This is a genomic window from Pyxidicoccus trucidator, assembly GCF_010894435.1.
Lineage (GTDB): Bacteria > Myxococcota > Myxococcia > Myxococcales > Myxococcaceae > Myxococcus > Myxococcus trucidator.
The window spans coordinates 1,134,120-1,149,380 of the sequence record NZ_JAAIXZ010000001.1; the positions used below are offsets into that span (position 1 = coordinate 1,134,120).

The 15,261-nt window shown below is 67.5% G+C and carries 9 protein-coding genes; 4 read left to right on the top strand and 5 right to left on the bottom strand.

Annotated features, from left to right (window positions below):
• Nucleotides 1–392 precede the first annotated feature (392 nt).
• From G4D85_RS04720 to G4D85_RS04730, 3 genes are read left to right on the top strand one after another with little or no spacing between them, the layout of a single operon-like run.
• A complete protein-coding gene (locus G4D85_RS04720; protein ID WP_164008264.1) occupies nt 393–1,379 on the top strand; it encodes a methionine ABC transporter ATP-binding protein in 987 nt (328 codons plus the stop codon).
• Complete coding sequence (locus G4D85_RS04725; protein WP_164008266.1) at nt 1,372–2,031, top strand: methionine ABC transporter permease; 660 nt, start codon at nt 1,372–1,374, stop codon at nt 2,029–2,031. Before G4D85_RS04720 ends, G4D85_RS04725 begins: the two co-directional genes overlap by 8 nt.
• 60 nt (nt 2,032–2,091) lie before the next feature.
• Nucleotides 2,092–2,913, top strand: a complete 822-nt coding sequence (locus tag G4D85_RS04730) for a MetQ/NlpA family ABC transporter substrate-binding protein (protein WP_240359068.1) — start codon at nt 2,092–2,094, stop codon at nt 2,911–2,913.
• Nucleotides 2,914–2,948: 35 nt separating this feature from the next.
• Here G4D85_RS04730 and G4D85_RS04735 read toward each other — a convergent pair whose 3' ends face one another.
• From G4D85_RS04735 to G4D85_RS04755, 5 genes are all read right to left on the bottom strand, one after another.
• Nucleotides 2,949–6,749 (bottom strand): tetratricopeptide repeat protein, encoded by a 3,801-nt coding sequence (locus tag G4D85_RS04735; RefSeq protein WP_164008268.1) that lies wholly within the window; start codon nt 6,747–6,749, stop codon nt 2,949–2,951.
• Nucleotides 6,750–7,714: 965 nt separating this feature from the next.
• Nucleotides 7,715–8,692 carry an AAA family ATPase gene (locus tag G4D85_RS04740; RefSeq protein ID WP_164008270.1) on the bottom strand — a complete coding sequence of 326 codons (978 nt, stop codon included), beginning with the start codon at nt 8,690–8,692 and terminating at the stop codon, nt 7,715–7,717.
• Between the two features lie 33 nt (nt 8,693–8,725).
• Entirely contained in the window at nt 8,726–9,934 is a 1,209-nt protein-coding gene (locus tag G4D85_RS04745; RefSeq protein WP_164008272.1) for a toll/interleukin-1 receptor domain-containing protein, read from the bottom strand.
• Between the two features lie 157 nt (nt 9,935–10,091).
• The gene (locus G4D85_RS04750; protein WP_164008275.1) at nt 10,092–11,513 is read right to left on the bottom strand and encodes a sigma-54-dependent transcriptional regulator; all 1,422 of its coding nucleotides are present in this window, start codon (nt 11,511–11,513) and stop codon (nt 10,092–10,094) included.
• Nucleotides 11,510–12,970: a sensor histidine kinase gene (locus G4D85_RS04755; RefSeq protein WP_164008277.1), complete on the bottom strand. Its 1,461-nt coding sequence runs from the start codon at nt 12,968–12,970 to the stop codon at nt 11,510–11,512. The genes G4D85_RS04750 and G4D85_RS04755 overlap by 4 nt, the downstream gene beginning before the upstream one ends.
• 1,332 nt (nt 12,971–14,302) lie before the next feature.
• Here G4D85_RS04755 and G4D85_RS04760 point away from each other — a divergent pair.
• Nucleotides 14,303–15,238, top strand: a complete 936-nt coding sequence (locus G4D85_RS04760; RefSeq protein ID WP_164008279.1) for an MBL fold metallo-hydrolase — start codon at nt 14,303–14,305, stop codon at nt 15,236–15,238.
• The last annotated feature ends 23 nt before the right edge of the window (nt 15,239–15,261 follow it).

The following is a 15,261-nucleotide window of genomic DNA, read 5'->3' on the forward strand; positions in this document are numbered from 1 at the left end:
GCCACGTTCGGGTCCTGTCGCGGAGGCATGTGTTGCCATGCCCCCACGGGTCCGTCCTGTCGCGCGCGCTGAGCCTCCCTCACGCACCTCGCGTCGTCCGGCCCGTTACCCGCCTCCCGGGAACGGGCCGTTCCTTTTCCCGCTCCCGCCATGGCCGGAGGCGGGTCCCCTCATCCAGTCGTGGCGGCATGCCACCCAGGAGTCTCGGATGTATCGCAGCACCCACGAAGACGCGGAGCGCTCCGCACCTCCGCGTCCTGAAACGAGTCCCGTCAGCCCTCTCCGCGACGACACGCAGCCGGCCAGGCTGGCGGACCTTCCACGGCTTGAAAGGCACCCCGCCAGCTTCCACTCGACGGTGGTGACACGCGGGCTCCGCCGGCAGGTGCGCCGTGCTTGAGCTCCGAGGCGTCAGCAAGGTGTACGGGCAGGGTGGACAGGAGGTGCCAGCCCTGCGGAACGTGTCGCTGCGGGTTGAGTTCGGAGAGGTGTTCGGGCAGAGCGGCGCCGGCAAGTCCACGCTCATCCGCTGCCTCAACCTCCTGGAGCGTCCCACGTCCGGCGAGGTGCGCGTGGACGGGCGGGACATGCTGGCGCTCGACCCCGAAGCACTCCGCGTGGCGCGTCAAGGCATCGGGATGATCTTCCAGCACTTCAACCTCTTCTCCTCGCGGACGGTGGCCGGCAACGTCGCCTTCCCGCTGGAGGTGGCGGGCTGCTCCCGCGCGCACATCCGCGAGCGCGTGGAGGAGCTGCTCTCTCTGGTGGGACTGTCCGACAAGGCGGAGGCGTACCCCTCGCAGCTCTCGGGCGGGCAGAAGCAGCGGGTGGGCATTGCCCGGGCGCTGGCGCCGCGCCCGCGCGTCCTGCTGTCCGACGAGGCCACGTCCTCGCTGGACCCGGAGACGACGCGCTCGGTGCTCGCGCTGCTGCGGGACATCAACCGTCAGCTCGGGCTGACCATCCTGCTCATCACCCACCAGATGGAGGTGGTGAAGTCCATCTGCGACTCGGTGGCCGTGCTGGAGCGCGGCCGGGGGGTGGAGCAGGGCAAGGTCGTGGACCTCATCGCCCGCCCCGGCACCCGGTTGCGCGAGCTGTGCTACCCGCCCTCGGTGACTCGGGACAGCGCCACGGCGCCGGGAGGACACAGGGTGGAGCTGTCCCTGGTGGGCGAGCACTCCACGCGGCCCATCCTCACCACGCTGGCGCGGCGCTTCGGCGTGGACGCGTGGTTGCTGGAGGGCTCGATGGAGCGCGTGGGGGAGACCCGGGTGGGCCGGCTCCTCTTCGAGCTCACGGGTCCACCGGAGGCGGTGAACGGAGCGCTGGGCTTCCTCCACGAGCAGGGCCTGACGCCGGGGGTGCCGCGTGTCTAGCGAGCTGCTGCGCTCCCTGTGGGTGGCCACCGGCGAGACGCTCTACATGACGTCGGCGGCCGCGGTGCTGGTGCTGCTGGCGGGCCTGCCGCTGGGCGTGCTGCTGGTCATCACGGACCGGGGTGGACTGTGGGAGCGACCGGCACTGAGCCGCGTGCTGGGAACTCTCGTCAACGTGGGCCGCTCCGTTCCCTTCATCATCCTCATGGTGGCCATCGTTCCGCTCACCCGAGTGCTGGTCGGCACCACCATCGGCACCACGGCGGCCATCGTCCCGCTGGTGGTGGCGGCCATTCCGTTCATGGGGCGCGTGGTGGAGCAGGGCCTGCGCGAGGTGGACTCCGGACTGGTGGAGGCCGCCGTCGCCATGGGCGCCACCCGCCGCCGCGTCGTCTTCGGAGTGCTCGTCCCGGAGGCCCTGCCTTCGCTCGTACGGGGCACTGCGCTGATGGTCATCAGTCTGCTCGGCTACAGCGCCATGGCTGGCGCCGTGGGCGGCGGTGGGCTGGGCGACCTGGCCGTGAAGTACGGCTACATGCGCTTCCGCACCGACGTCATGCTGGGCTGCCTGGTGGTGCTGCTGGTGCTGGTGCAGCTCGTCCAATGGCTCGGTGACGGGCTGGCCTCTCGCTTCGAGCGCACCTCGTCCTGAACCTTCCTTCCGTGCCGTGGCCATGGGTGCCGCGTGCGAATCCTCCTGGAGTCCTCAATCGTGAAACGTTCCCTTGTCTTCCTTCTGCTGTCCGCCGCCGTGCTGCTGGCCGGCTGCAAAGCCCCCACTTCCGAGGCGCCTCCAGCTGATGGCGTCCGCACCCTGAAGGTGGGCGTCAACCCGGTGCCGCACGGAGAAATCCTTCGCGCCGCGGTGCCCGTGGCCCTGCGCGACGGAGTACGCATCGAGGTGGTGGAGTTCACCGACTACGTGCAGCCGAACATCGCGCTGTCGGATGGCCAGCTCGACGCCAACTACTTCCAGCACGTGCCCTACCTGGAGCGCTTCAGCGCGGACCGGAAGCTGTCGCTGAGCAGCGTGGGTCCGGTCCACCTGGAGCCGCTGGCGCTCTACTCCACGAAGTACCGCCAGCTCGCGGAGCTGCCCGAGGGCGCGCAGGTCACGATTCCCTCCGACCCCAGCAACGCGGCCCGCGCGCTGCGGCTGCTGGAAGCGCAAGGGCTGGTCCGACTGCGAGAGGGCGCGGGCGCCGCCGCCACCGTGCAGGACGTGGTGGGCAACCCGCGCCGGCTGGAGCTGCGTGAAATCGACGCGGAGCAGCAGCCGCGCACGCTGGAGGACGTCGCCGCCGCCGTCATCAACGGCAACTACTTCCTGGAGGCGCGGAAGCACCTCGAGCTGAAGGCGAACGTCCTCGCCAGCGAGTCCCCGAAGGAGAACCCGTACGCCAACGTGCTCGCCGTGAAGAAGGGCGATGAGGCGCGGCCCGAGGTCCAGGCGCTGGTGCGGGCGCTCCACTCCGAGGAGGTGCGGAGGTTCATCGAGTCCCGGTACGGAGGCGCGGTGATATCGGCGTTTTGAACGAAGCAGGCGCCTCTCGACATGCATCCGCGCGGCTACTCCGACGCTTCCCCTTCGCCCCCCTCGCTTTCCCCCGGGTCGATGACGTCCTGCTCTCCGTAGAACGTGGACGTATCGACCGTGAGGCTGCTGGTTGTGAGAGAGCCATCCGCGTGCTGCTCCACCGTGAAGTCAAAGGGGAAACTCTCCGCGAGGCTGTCGTCGCCGACCATGAGATCGACTCCCACCTGACCACCGCCGGAGATGAGGCGGCGGGATTCAACAATCCCTCCTGGCTGGTCCCAGGTCACATCGACGGAAGTGATCTGGACATTGCCCATTTCCAGGAGCTCACCCGGCGTTTCCCCGGAATAGAGTCGGTCGCTCAGCAACTCTTGGAGCTCGACGTCGCTCGGAGGCGGGGGGAACGATGACGTGCGTCCCTGCACTTCCTGCAGACCCCGCAGGAGGATTGCGCTCAGCCGGGCCCGCAGCTCGCGTGCCTGCACCTTCTGCCCCAGCGACTCGAGGATGTCGGCGAGGCTCCCCATTGCCCCACGCGTTAGCAGATGTTCCTCGCCAAGGAACTCCTTGAAACGAGACACCACCCTCTCTTCGAGAGCATGAGCAGGGGCGGGTTCTCCCATGGCGACCAGCGTGGCTGCCAGCTGGGATTCGGCGATGAGCGTATCAAGGTGGTCGAAACCGAAGGACTGGTGAAGCGTCGCGATTGCATCTTCCAGGAGGGCCCGCGCGGACCGGTGGTCGCCTGCGTGCTGAAGCACTTCCGCGAGCTGGGTCATCACCACCGCCGTCTGCGGGTGTCGGCCTTCATGGATGTGCCGCGACATGTCCAGGGCGAGTTCAAGCTGGATTCTCGCGCTCTTCAAATCATCCATTTCGAAAAACACCGCGCCCAGGTCCATCAGGGCCACGACCAAGGCAGGGTCCGACGTCGATCTGATGCTCTCGCGAAGCGCGCTGAGCCGCTGTTCACAATGGTACCTAGATTGGGAGTAATTGCCTTCGGCTCGCTCGACTGCGGCCATGCAGCCCAGCGCGTCGAGTGTCACGCGCGCATCGGCGCCGAGGGCCTCGGCAGCGTGCTCGTGAGCTTCCCCCGCGAAGAACCACGCTAACGAAAGGTCGCCCTTGGTCAACAGGAACTGACCCACACAGACGCCCAATTCCACGAATCGGGCTTTGTCGAGCTCGGGCAATGCAACATCACCCAACCTCTTGAAGACCTCTTGCGCATGCGGCAGACAGGCCCGCAGCACCGGCCAACGGGTCAACTCCCTCTGTGAGTCGGGGTTCATGAGGGTCAGCAGGCCCTGGCAGATTCGCATGAGTTCAGGTGTCGCGTCGGGGAACCTGTCGCGAAGGAACCCGGCCAGAAGCGGATGATTTAATCGAAGAGTTTGGATGCCCTCCTCCATTGCCATGGAGATGAGCCCCCTCTGCGCCAGGACTGGCGTTATCGCAATCAGGTTGGCATCGGTAGCCTCGAACACCGAAACGGGAATTGGCGTCGGCGCGAATTGAGCGAGGACCCTCGCAAGCCACTTCGCCTGTTCTGACAACTCCTCGTAAATCGCCGTGAATTCTTCGACGACACTGCGGAATCCGGAGGGTGTACCTGGAGATAGGACACTCGCCTGCTCGTCAAGGAACTCCACGGCTCGCTTCTTGAGCCTAGCTAGCAACGACTCCGGCTCTACGTTTCCTGCCCGCAGGCTCGCATTGAGCACCGTGAGCGCCAGGGGTAGGTTCCCTACCTGGTCAGCAATTTCCTTCCAAGTCTCTTGGGGCTGGCGGTCGCTCTCGATTCCGTACGTCAGGAGCGCGACGGCCGCATTCGAATCGAGTACGTCCAACTGGAGCTTTGTAGAGACGCCGTACCCCGCGCCTGCATCTCTGAGCGTTGCAAGCACCACGATGAAATCGGTGCTGGGACAGTACCAGGAGAGCGGCCTGGAGCGCCTTTCAGGATGCTGTGTTGGAATGTCATCCACGACATAGAGGATCCGCGCTCGCTGGCCTTCTTCCCGCAGCGCACCGGCAAGCTCGCGACGAACATTTCGCCCTTCGCGCAGGAAAGATTCCAGCTCAGGTGCCTTTGGTCGAAGCACCCTGAGGATACCGTGCAACCGGGCCTCGAGTTGGTCGTCGCTGACACTTGCATCGACCCAGAAGACACCTCCGGGGTAGCTGCTCGGTCCGAACCGCTGGAGGTATTCGAGCGCGAAGCGGGTCTTCCCAACTCCAGCGCCCCCCTCCACCAATACAGTCCTCGATGGGCCGTGAAACGTGAGCATGTCATCGAGCTGCCAGAGCGTGCTGGCACGGCCGACGAACGTCTCTCCTAGCAATGGAGAAATCGTGACGGGATGATGTCGGACGCGCCCCAGATCCTCGCGAGGAGGAAGGTTCCATGCTTCCCACAAGATGTCCTGAATGTCGGCATCCGAGACTCCCATGGTTCGGAGCCGCTCACGAATCCGAGGAGGCTTTGAAGCAAGCCGCATCCTGATGAGCGCGGCGATACCATTCACGTCGTCCGCTCGGGGCCACTGAATGTTTCTCAGCTCGATGGGTAGATGCTGGAAAGCCCTCTTGAGGTCTCGGTCGGCGGAGACAACGATAATGTGCTCCAATGCGGCTTCGCGCACTTCGCGTGTGCTCTTACTGGGCAAGCGGGTGTAGGGCAGGAGTGCGATACGCAGCTCCCGTCGGGAGAATTCGTTGGTCCAATAGGCCTCCCCGGCAACCACGATGACCACGCTTGCATCGAGGAGTGATTCGCCAACGGCGCTACTCCACGTATCTCCAACAAGTGGAGGAGCGGCAAACGCCACTTCGGGGATAAGCGGCGACAGGATGGTTCTCAACGATTGGTGATCCAGCCTCGCAGGCGAGAGGAATACTCGGGCACGCGTCGCGAACGAAGGAGCCGCGCTCGTCTCCTGCTCCAGCACCGTCGTCAGTTCCCAGCGCTGCCCGTTCACAGCCCGGAACTGGAGCCGCTCCACGGCTCCCGGGAGAGGAACATGTGCCCCCGGCTCGGCCGCAACCAGCGTCCGGTGTTGCTGGCCGGCCTCTTCCCACGCCAGCTCCAGGAGCGGAGGGTGGGTATCGGGCAGCTCGAGTCGATGCCCTTCCTGCGCTTCGGGAGGGAGGAAGGAGATTCTCTCCGGCTCTCGCAGGAGCCGCACCGGCACGCCTGAGAGCTCATCCAACACCCGCCATGACCGAGCCGGCAGCCGCGCCGGAAGCGCGCCGTTGACACGGAGCCAGGTGCCATCGACCCGGGAAATGGTGGCCAACGAGAGCAGTGCCCCAGTCTCGGAGCGCTGGGCTCGCTCCGGCAGTCGGGGCAGCGCCCGCAGCGCCCACCGCGCGATTCCCACGGCGCGACTGGGGCTCGACAGCATGGCCGTGAGCGCCGAGCCCAGCTCACGGTTCAGCGCCTCCTCGGAATGCCCGGCCAGCGCAGCCCATGTCACCTTCTCCTCCAGGGCCGCTGCGGGAGGGATAAATGGGTGGAAGCTCCGGGTCAGCCTCCAGGCGGCATCCAGCCGCGCGGGATTCCTCGCAAGCCGCTCCCTGAGCAGTTCGGCAACCTCCCTTCGGAACACGAACCCACCCGCGCCCGAGGACTCTACCAGTTGCCCGAACCACAGGTCCGCCTCCACCCCGACGCCCAGCTTCGGAGCGAAGACGAGCCGCGCCTTCCGCAGCAGCGCAGGCTCCACGCGTACGGCGAGCGACAGCACCTCCGCGAGCAGACCGAGTCCGGGAGACAGCCTCTCCGCCTGAGCGAGCAGGGTCTCGGCGCGCTGGCGTGGCTCGTTCATGGCTCTACCTCATGGCCTGGACCCACCGCGCGCCGCACTAGGCCAGCCGTCGTCCCCCGGTCCCAGGGAACGAGGACCATGGCTCTGGCCAGCGAACGTGGCCATCGCCGCCGCTCGTAGGGAACGAAAGCGACGACCGGACACCCGGCGCGACGGGCCTTCTCAGCAAATGCCAGCCACTCGGCCGGAAGCGCCCGCTCGAACGAAAGCCGGGGGCCTCCCAGGGCCAGGTTTGACAGCAGCACGATGACCGTTCCCCGGGCGGGTGGCCGCCAGCGGGGCCATCCCTTCTTCAGGCGCGCACCGCTCCCAGCGCCTCGCGAGGGGCAGCCAAGGAACATCTTCAGGTCCACCTGGGGCGACAGGCGATGAATTGCCTCCACCAACGCGGCGCGGTCCATGGCGAACGGCAGCATCCCCTCTCCCACGTCCACCAGCAGTTGGATGCCACGACGAAGAGTGGGGACCGGAAGCCGCGGCAGGCACTTCAAGGGCCGGGCCTGCGCGAGCGTCTCCACGGCCTTCGGGACATCCAGCGCACCCTCATGGGCACGTGTGGAAAGTGCGGAGGTCAGGATGGCCGTGCGGGCGAGCGGCGCCAGCAGGAACTCGAGTAGAGGGATCTTGCGGTCCGTCGATTCAGGAGGAAGCTCGGGCTCGGACTCCCACGGCCACGGGAAACCTTCATCCTCGTCACGTGGGAGAGCGCGGAGCTCGAACGGGCGAGACTCGGGGGTTGGACTGGAAGGAGCTAGGCTCGGGTTCCCGGGCACTTCCGAGGCGGAGGGCCGCAGTGAAGGCTCGGGAGGAAGCTTCAAGGGAGGAACCATTCGCGGCGATGGAACTCGCACGTCCACGTCGATGACGTGCAGTGCCTTCCTCAACAACTCGCATGCCTCGGAGTCCGGCTTCAGCCGGACGACGCACTCGAGCCGCTCCGCGAAGGAGATTTCACCCCGGCGCATCTAGGCCTCCCCCAACTCCGGAGGGTCGACCTTGAGGAGGACAGCGCGTGACAGCTTCTGCCAGTCCTCCGACTTCAGATCATCCTGTGTCTCGATATCCAGCTTGAGGTCCTTGCACGCCTGGATGGCGTCTAGGAACTCCGCAGTGCTGGGCTCGCGGATGCCCCGCTCCCTGGCGGCCTCGCGCTCCTGGACGAGCCACTCCGCGAGCCGCTGGTAGAGCCTGCTCCCCTCAGCCCCATGGTGCCTCATGGCGATGTCGACGAGCTGCGCCTGGGTATGCGCCTCCAGCTTCATGCGCACGCACCTGCGGATGAAGGCCGGGGGAAGGTCCCTTTCACCATTCGTGGTGACAACCAGCAGCAAGGGACGTTGTGCGCGAACGAGAACGCCCGTCTCATCCACCGTGAACTGGCCGGAGCCCAGCGGCACCAGCAGGTCGTTCGGCACGTCGGGCTCTGCCTTGTCTATCTCGTCCAGTAAGACCACTGCGGCGTTCTTCGGCTTCTTTCCAGTGGACCGCCCCGGGTTGGGGAGCGGCTTCTCCTGGCTCCCCTCCATTCCCCGCTTGCTCGCGCCAACAGGGTCGAACGCCCACCAGAGCACGCCGGGAGTCACGTAAGCAGGCTTCGGTGGGAGCGTCTTCTCCCGCACCTGGGCATCGTGCAGGCGCCGGAGGGAGTCGAATTCCCAGAGAAGGTCCCTGGCAGTCGTCCGAGATGTGATGACCTGCTCCAGGTACCACCAACCCAGCTTCCGGGCGATGCTGGGGGCCAGGGACGACTTGCCGGAGCCCGGGGGACCCTCGATCAACAGGGGCCGTCCGGTGGCCAGTGCCGCGTTCACCAGGAGGATGATGTCCCCCGTGTAAGCGTAGATGCTCCCATCGCGGCGGTCTCTGGCCCCCGAGTTGGCCTTCGGCATCCGCGCCGATCCGGCGTCGGCGTCAGGATTGAAGAAGACCTTGTCGAACTTCATCTGATGCTCCTTCGCTGTGCCTGACGTGTGGGACTAGCCGTCCTGGGTACCGAGCAACCCAACGATATTGTTGTACCGATCACTGGCCTCTACCTCCTCCTCCGGTGCGAGTTCCGGGAGCGGCTCCACGAGGTCTGGAAGCTGCTCGATGGGAAGTGCTCGCTCCCCGGTGTGGAGCAAAAATGTCACGCTGGGGAACTCCAACGAGAGCTGCGCCAACTCCTCGGGACTGGGAACCGGCGGCAGCAGGGTGGCGTAGAGACTGAGCTTCTGCCGCTTGAGATAACCCAGAGCGTCCTTCGGAGTCTTGAGGCGGGGGCGCCTGGCCATCAGGTACTTCGCGATTTCATCGGCCACATGCGCAACGCGGTTCTCGCTGCTCGTCTCGGAAATGGGGCACATCTCAAAGGCCGAATCCGGCCAGAGGGCCCGACGCACGTACATCCGCGCGGTGAAGTCGGCGAAGTAGAGCCCATTCAGTGCCGCCATCTGGCGAGGTGCCCGCCGGAGGCTCCCGGCGGCCTCGTGTCTCACCCACAGTGGGGCAAGGAGCTCCACCAAGGACTCAAGCCCGTTGACACGGATGTTGATCAGCTCGCGGATGCTCTGTTCCGCACCGGCCAAGCCGCTGCTGAGCACGCGGCGGGCGATTTCGGTGGCAATCTCGGCAATGCCCTTCTGCCGGGTCCAGATGCTGATACCCAGCCCGAGCCTGGCGACCAATTGCTTCAGCCGCATGTCCCCGAAGGCGTCCAGTTCCATAGCGATGTTGTCGGCGAGGGAGTCCACGACCGTCCTGTGGCCTACCCGTCCGCTTGCCGGACCGAGCAGTTGGACGATCTTCTCGAGGAGCTGTTCGGTCGTGGTGAGCTTGACGCTCTGGATGTCGGCGATCGCTGATGGCGCGAAGCGCCTTCGGGTGAGGTGTTCCGGCGTTACTGCGTCGAAAAGAACGGGAATGAGCTTGAAGCCCTCATCCAGGTGACACCGGATACTGAGGATGCCCGTCTCGTAGAGCACATAGTGGTGCGTCAGGGTGGACTCAGAGAAAAGGATGACGGCCGCATGGCTCTCCGCCAGCGCCACGCGAATCCCCTGCTCCCACTTGTCCCCGGGCGAGATATCCCACCTGTCGATGAACGGCTCGTAGCCAGCGGCCTTCAGTGCGTTTCCCAGGGCGTGGCAGAGCGCGACCGCCGCAGCATCCTTCGAGCTGTAACTGATGAAGACCTGGGTGGCCATTGCGCGTTCGCTCAGTGAGACGGGACTGTAGGACCACGCTCACCCAGGAACAACGAACAGGGCGACCGCGGTGTGCCATTTCGTGCCGAGTCCCTGGCGTACAACCCGGCAAGAGGTATGTTGGAAGCACCTCTGGATTCAAGCGGATGGCGAGACCTCACTCCGTGCGCTTGAAATCGTCCGAGCGAACCCCGTAGCGCTTGAGCAGCCGGTGCAGGCTCTCGCGCTCCATGCCCGCGCGCTCGGCGGCGTGGGTGACATTGCCGCCGAACTCCTGCATCAATGCGGACAGGTAGTCCCGCGACACCGCGTCCCGCGCGCCGTCCACCGCTTCGCGGTAGGGCAGCTTCGCCAGCGCCTCGGCCGGAATCCTCCCGGCCTGGGCACCGCCCGCCTCCGCCGCTCGGACCACGCCCAGCTCCGGCGGCAGGTCGTCCACGCCGATTAGGGGCCCCTGCGCCACCGCCGCCGCCCGGGCCACCGCGTTCTCCAACTGCCGCACGTTGCCGGGCCACGCGTACGCGGTGAGGGCCCGCAGGGCCTCCGGCGCGAAGCCCTCCAGCTCCGACCGGCCCGAGCGAGCCAGGAAGTGCATGGCCAGCAGGGGAATGTCCTCGCGCCGCTCGCGCAGCGCGGGCAGCCGCACCGTCACCACGTTGAGCCGGTAGTAGAGGTCCTCGCGGAAGCGCCCCGCCGCAACCTCCGCGGAGAGGTCCCTGTGCGTGGCCGTCACCACCCGCGCGTCCACCTTCACGGGCGCGGTGGTGCCCACGCGCCGCACCTCCTTCTCCTGCAAGGCGCGGTTGAGCTTCACCTGCACCGGGAGCGGCAGGTCTCCAATCTCGTCCAGGAAGAGCGTCCCACCGTGCGCCTCCTCGAAGAGTCCCGCCTTCGCCATGGTGGCGCCGGTGAAGGCGCCCTTCGCATGGCCGAACAGCTCGCTCTCCACCAGTTCGGCCGGCAGCGCGCCGCAGTTCACCGCCACGAAGGGCTTCGCCTTGCGCGGGCTCTCCGCATGGACGGCGCGTGCCGCCAATTCCTTGCCGGTGCCCGTCTCGCCCGTGAGCAGCACGGTGAGGTCCCTCGCCGCCACCTGGGACAGCATCGCGTGAAGGCTCCGCATGGCGGCGCTCGCGCCCAGCAGGCCGTGCAGGTCCGGCGCCGTCGCGAGCCGCGCCTTCAGCCCCGCCGCCTCCTTCCCCCGCCGCCGCTGCTCCAGCGCCCGCGCGACGATGAGGGCCACCTCGTCCGGGTCGAACGGCTTGGAGAGGTAGTCGTAGGCGCCCTCCTTGATGGCCTCCACCGCCTTGGGAATGCTCGCGTACGCCGTGACGAGCACCACCTGCGTGTCCGGCGCGCGCTGCTTCACGCCACGCAGCACCGCGAAGCCATCCGCGCCCGGCATCTGGATGTCCGTCACCACCACGTCGAACTCACGCCCCGCCAGCAACTCCAGGGCCTGCGTCCCGTCCGCCGCCTCGGCCACGGAGTACGCGTCTCCGAGGATGCGAGCGAACAGCTTGCGCATGTTCTCCTTGTCGTCCACCACCAGGACGCACGGCTTCTCCAGCGCACTCATGCCATGGCCTCCTGTACGGGCGACGCGGGCGGCAGCCGCAGCGTGAAGCGCGCACCTCCCAGCGGGCCCGTGTCCGCTTCAATCCGCCCGCCGTGCGCCTCGGCGATGGCCTGGCTCACCGCGAGCCCCAGCCCCGTTCCCGACGGCTTCGTGGAGAAGAAGGGCTCGAAGAGGCGCGGCCGGTCCTCCGGCTTCACCCCGGGTCCCGAGTCCGACACCGCCACGCTCGCCCCGCCGTCCGGAGTCGCGTCGATGCGCAGCGCCACCGTGCCGCCCTGCCCCGCCGCCTCCGCCGCGTTCTTCACCAGGTTGAGCAGCACCTGCCTCAGGCGCGGCGGCCACGCCCAGGCGGAGGCGGCTCCCTCCACGCGCACCTCCACGTCGCCCAGCTTCGAGGACTCGCTGAGCCGGGCCACCACCTCCTCGCAGACCTCGCGCAGGGGCACGCGCTCCACGGGGCCGCGGCCCGGACGAGAGAGGTCGAGCAGTCCCTCGACGATGTCCTGGCAGCGCACCGCCTCCTCCTCCACCACCTTGAGGTCCTCCGCGAGCGCCCCTTCCGCCTTGCGCTGGAGCAGCCGCACATACCCGAGGATGACGCCCAGCGGGTTGTTGATTTCGTGCGCCACGCCCGCCGCCAGCCGGCCGATGCCCGCGAGCTTCTCGTGCTGGACGAGCTGGGCCTGGTGCGTGCGGAGCGCCTCCGTCATCCGGTTGAACTGGGCGGCGAGCTGCCCGAGCTCGCCCGGGTCGTCCTCCGGGATGCGGGTGTGCAGGTCGCCGCGAGCCAGTCGCGCCGCGCCCTCGGAGAGCCGCGCCACAGGGCGTGCCACCGAGTTGCCGATATAGAAGCCCACGCCCACTGCGAACAGCGTGGCCCCGCCGAGGAACAGCATGGCCCACCGGAAGCTCGCGTGCTCCACCGCGCCCACGTGCGCCTCGAAGGAGCCGATGGAGGTGTCGAAGCGCTGCGCCAGTGCATCCGCGCGGGCCTGGATTTGCGACACGAGGTCCAGCGCGCGCCCGTGCGCCGCGGTGACGGCGGCCTGGTCCTTCGCGAGCACGGCGGGCAGGAGCGTGTCGCGATAGAGCTGGTCCAGCGCGTCGCCGTTCTGCTGGATGTCCGCGACCCACGTTTGCTCCTGTGCGTCGCGCGCCTGCTCACGGAGCTTGCGGGTGAGCGCCTCCACGCGGGCCCGCGCTTCGTCGTGGAAGCGCACATGGCTGGCATTGCCGAGGATGATGGTGTGCGCCAGGTGCGCGTATTGGTCCCTCACGGCGGTGGCCAGCTCCAGCGCGTCGCGGACCCGGCCACCCGCCTCGCGGAGGGCATGCGAGCCGTCGTGGATGTCCGTCAGCCGGGCGAGCGCGAAGCCGGACGCGGCCGTGAACAGCGCCACCAGCGCGCCGAAGGCCAGGAGCAGCTTGCGAGTGGTGGAGCCGGAGGTGGAGAGCATCGCGCTCTCTATATAGGGGAGTCAGGGGCCGGGCTGCTCACTGTGTGTCGGAGTAGGTGCCCTCCGGGGTGGGTCCGAGACGGAGATGCCCCCGATAGGCTCGTCCGGCTGCTTCCTCTGTCCGGGGGAACGCCGATGCGCTGGCCGTCCACGTGGGTCTGTACGCTGTCACTTGCAGTGCTGGGGTGTCCCGAAATGCACAGGCCAGGAGGCCTTATCGATCAGGCTGCACACAAGGACGTGCTGGAGAGCATCCCCGAGCGTTGCACAGCGAAGGACCGCAGGGATTACTGCGAGGGGGGCAGGGAAAACAGCGCGATATGCCGTGAGATGTGTGGCGAGGTCGAATGAGCTGGCGCACGACACTTGGGGCCTTCGTTGGGTTGCTGCTCCCCCTTCCCCTGGTGCTGCTCCTTGGCAGCACATTGCGCATGGGCATGCCGGAGCAGCAGTGGGTGGATGGACGGAGGATCAGCCCCGTACTCGCCGCCGAGGAACGAGCGCGCCTGCAGACGTATCACCGAGACTGTGCACTGAGTTCCGAGTGCGAGTCCCCCCTTGGCTGCCTGCTGGATACCCGGGCCGGAGCCCAATACTGCAGCGACAGTCAGTGCCTGACGGATGTGCAATGCCAGGATGAGCAGATCTGCAGGACCCTGACGACCTCCGGGGGAGGACCGCTTGTCCGCATCTGCGTCCCGGTGGGCCTCCGCAAAGAAGGTGAGCAGTGCGTCGAGATTGGGAGAGAGCTGGACGACGCATGTGGTCCCGGGCTCGTGTGCGGCGGAGAAGACGGATTTTGCGGTCGCCCGTGCAGGAAGGAGGACGCAACCAGTTGCCCAGAGGGCTTCTTCTGCGCGGACACGGAGCTCGAACCCCTGTGCCTTCCCACCTGCGAAAAGGCAGGGTGCCCCGAAGGCCAGCACTGCATCCAGTACGGAGACGGTGCCTCCGCCTGCGCGAAGGTCTACGGCACCAACTGCCGGCAGACCCCGTGCGCTGGCAACCAGGAATGCCTGCTGAACCACGAAACGAGTCACACCGCCACGGTGTGGATGCGGTGCAGGCAGTCGTGCCGCGAAGACCCAGCCTCCTGCCCCCCCGGACTCATCTGCAACGGCTGGAGCTGCCACCCACCGTGTGAGCCCGAAGGCCCCAACACCTGCGCGGACGGCTACAGCTGCCAGAAGGACCGCCCCACCCGCCCCTGGGTCTGCCTCCCGGATTGGTGACGAGCCCCGCTCCATCCCCCTTGCGCCCCAGGCCCCTCCCGAGCATGACAGGGGCACCTCCTCGGCCCCGTCCGGGCCCATGGAGCGGAGGAACAGTCCCATGCCCTTGCGGTTCAAGAACCTCGACGGAAGCGGGCCGCAGCCCCTCGACCGGGTCTTCAAGTGGGCCGTGGCCGACAAGCTCGCCGGCCGCCGCCGCAAGTCCCCGGACCGCGCGCCCGTCCCCCGCGTGGAGCCCGACCTCACCGTCCTCGCCACGCCCCCGGCTCCCGGCGAGGGCGCCCGCCTCACCTGGCTCGGCCACGCGAGCTGGCTCGTGCAGCTCGACGGCGTCTCCCTCCTCATCGACCCCGTGCTCCGCGACGCCATCAACGTCGTCATCCACCGCAACGTCCCGCCGGGCGTCCCCGTGGAGAAGCTTCCCTCCATCACCGCCAGCCTCGTCTCCCACAACCACTACGACCACCTGGACCTGCCCACGCTCAAGCAGGTGGGCGCGCCCATCGTCACCGGGCTGGGCCACACGCCCATCTTCCGCGGCTCGCACCTGCCCGTCACCGAGCTCGACTGGTGGCAGTCCACGAAGGTGGGCCCCGTCACCGTGCACTACGTCCCCTCGCAGCACTGGAGCCGCCGCGGCCTCAACGACACCAACGAGATGCTCTGGGGCGGCTTCGTCATCGAGGGCTCCAGCGCGCGCGTCTTCCACTCCGGAGACACCGCCTACTTCGAGGGCTTCAAGGAGATTGGCCGGCGCTTCCCCGGCATCGACGCGGCGCTGCTGCCCATCGGCGCGTATGACCCGTCCTGGTTCATGAGCCGCCAGCACATGAACCCCGAGGAGGCCGTGCAGGCCTTCGAGGACCTCGGCGCCACGCGCTTCCTCGCCATGCACTGGGGCACCTTCAAGCTCACGGACGAGCCGCTCGACGAGCCGCCCCAGCGCCTCGACACGGAGTGGACCCGCCGGGGCTGGCCGCGCGAGCGTGTCCACGTCCTGCCTGTGGGTGGCACCCTCACCGTGCGCCACGGTTGAAACCCACCGGGGCCTGTGCTGAG

Excerpts from the sequence above, each read along its gene's own strand:
- G4D85_RS04735 (WP_164008268.1), bottom strand. The coding sequence starts at position 6,749 with ATGAACGAGCCACGCCAGCGCGCCGAGACCCTGCTCGCTCAGGCGGAG.
- G4D85_RS04740 (WP_164008270.1), bottom strand. The coding sequence starts at position 8,692 with ATGAAGTTCGACAAGGTCTTCTTCAATCCTGACGCCGACGCCGGATCG.
- G4D85_RS04745 (WP_164008272.1), bottom strand. The coding sequence starts at position 9,934 with ATGGCCACCCAGGTCTTCATCAGTTACAGCTCGAAGGATGCTGCGGCG.
- G4D85_RS04750 (WP_164008275.1), bottom strand. The coding sequence starts at position 11,513 with ATGAGTGCGCTGGAGAAGCCGTGCGTCCTGGTGGTGGACGACAAGGAG.
- G4D85_RS04755 (WP_164008277.1), bottom strand. The coding sequence starts at position 12,970 with ATGCTCTCCACCTCCGGCTCCACCACTCGCAAGCTGCTCCTGGCCTTC.
- G4D85_RS04760 (WP_164008279.1), top strand. The coding sequence starts at position 14,303 with ATGCCCTTGCGGTTCAAGAACCTCGACGGAAGCGGGCCGCAGCCCCTC.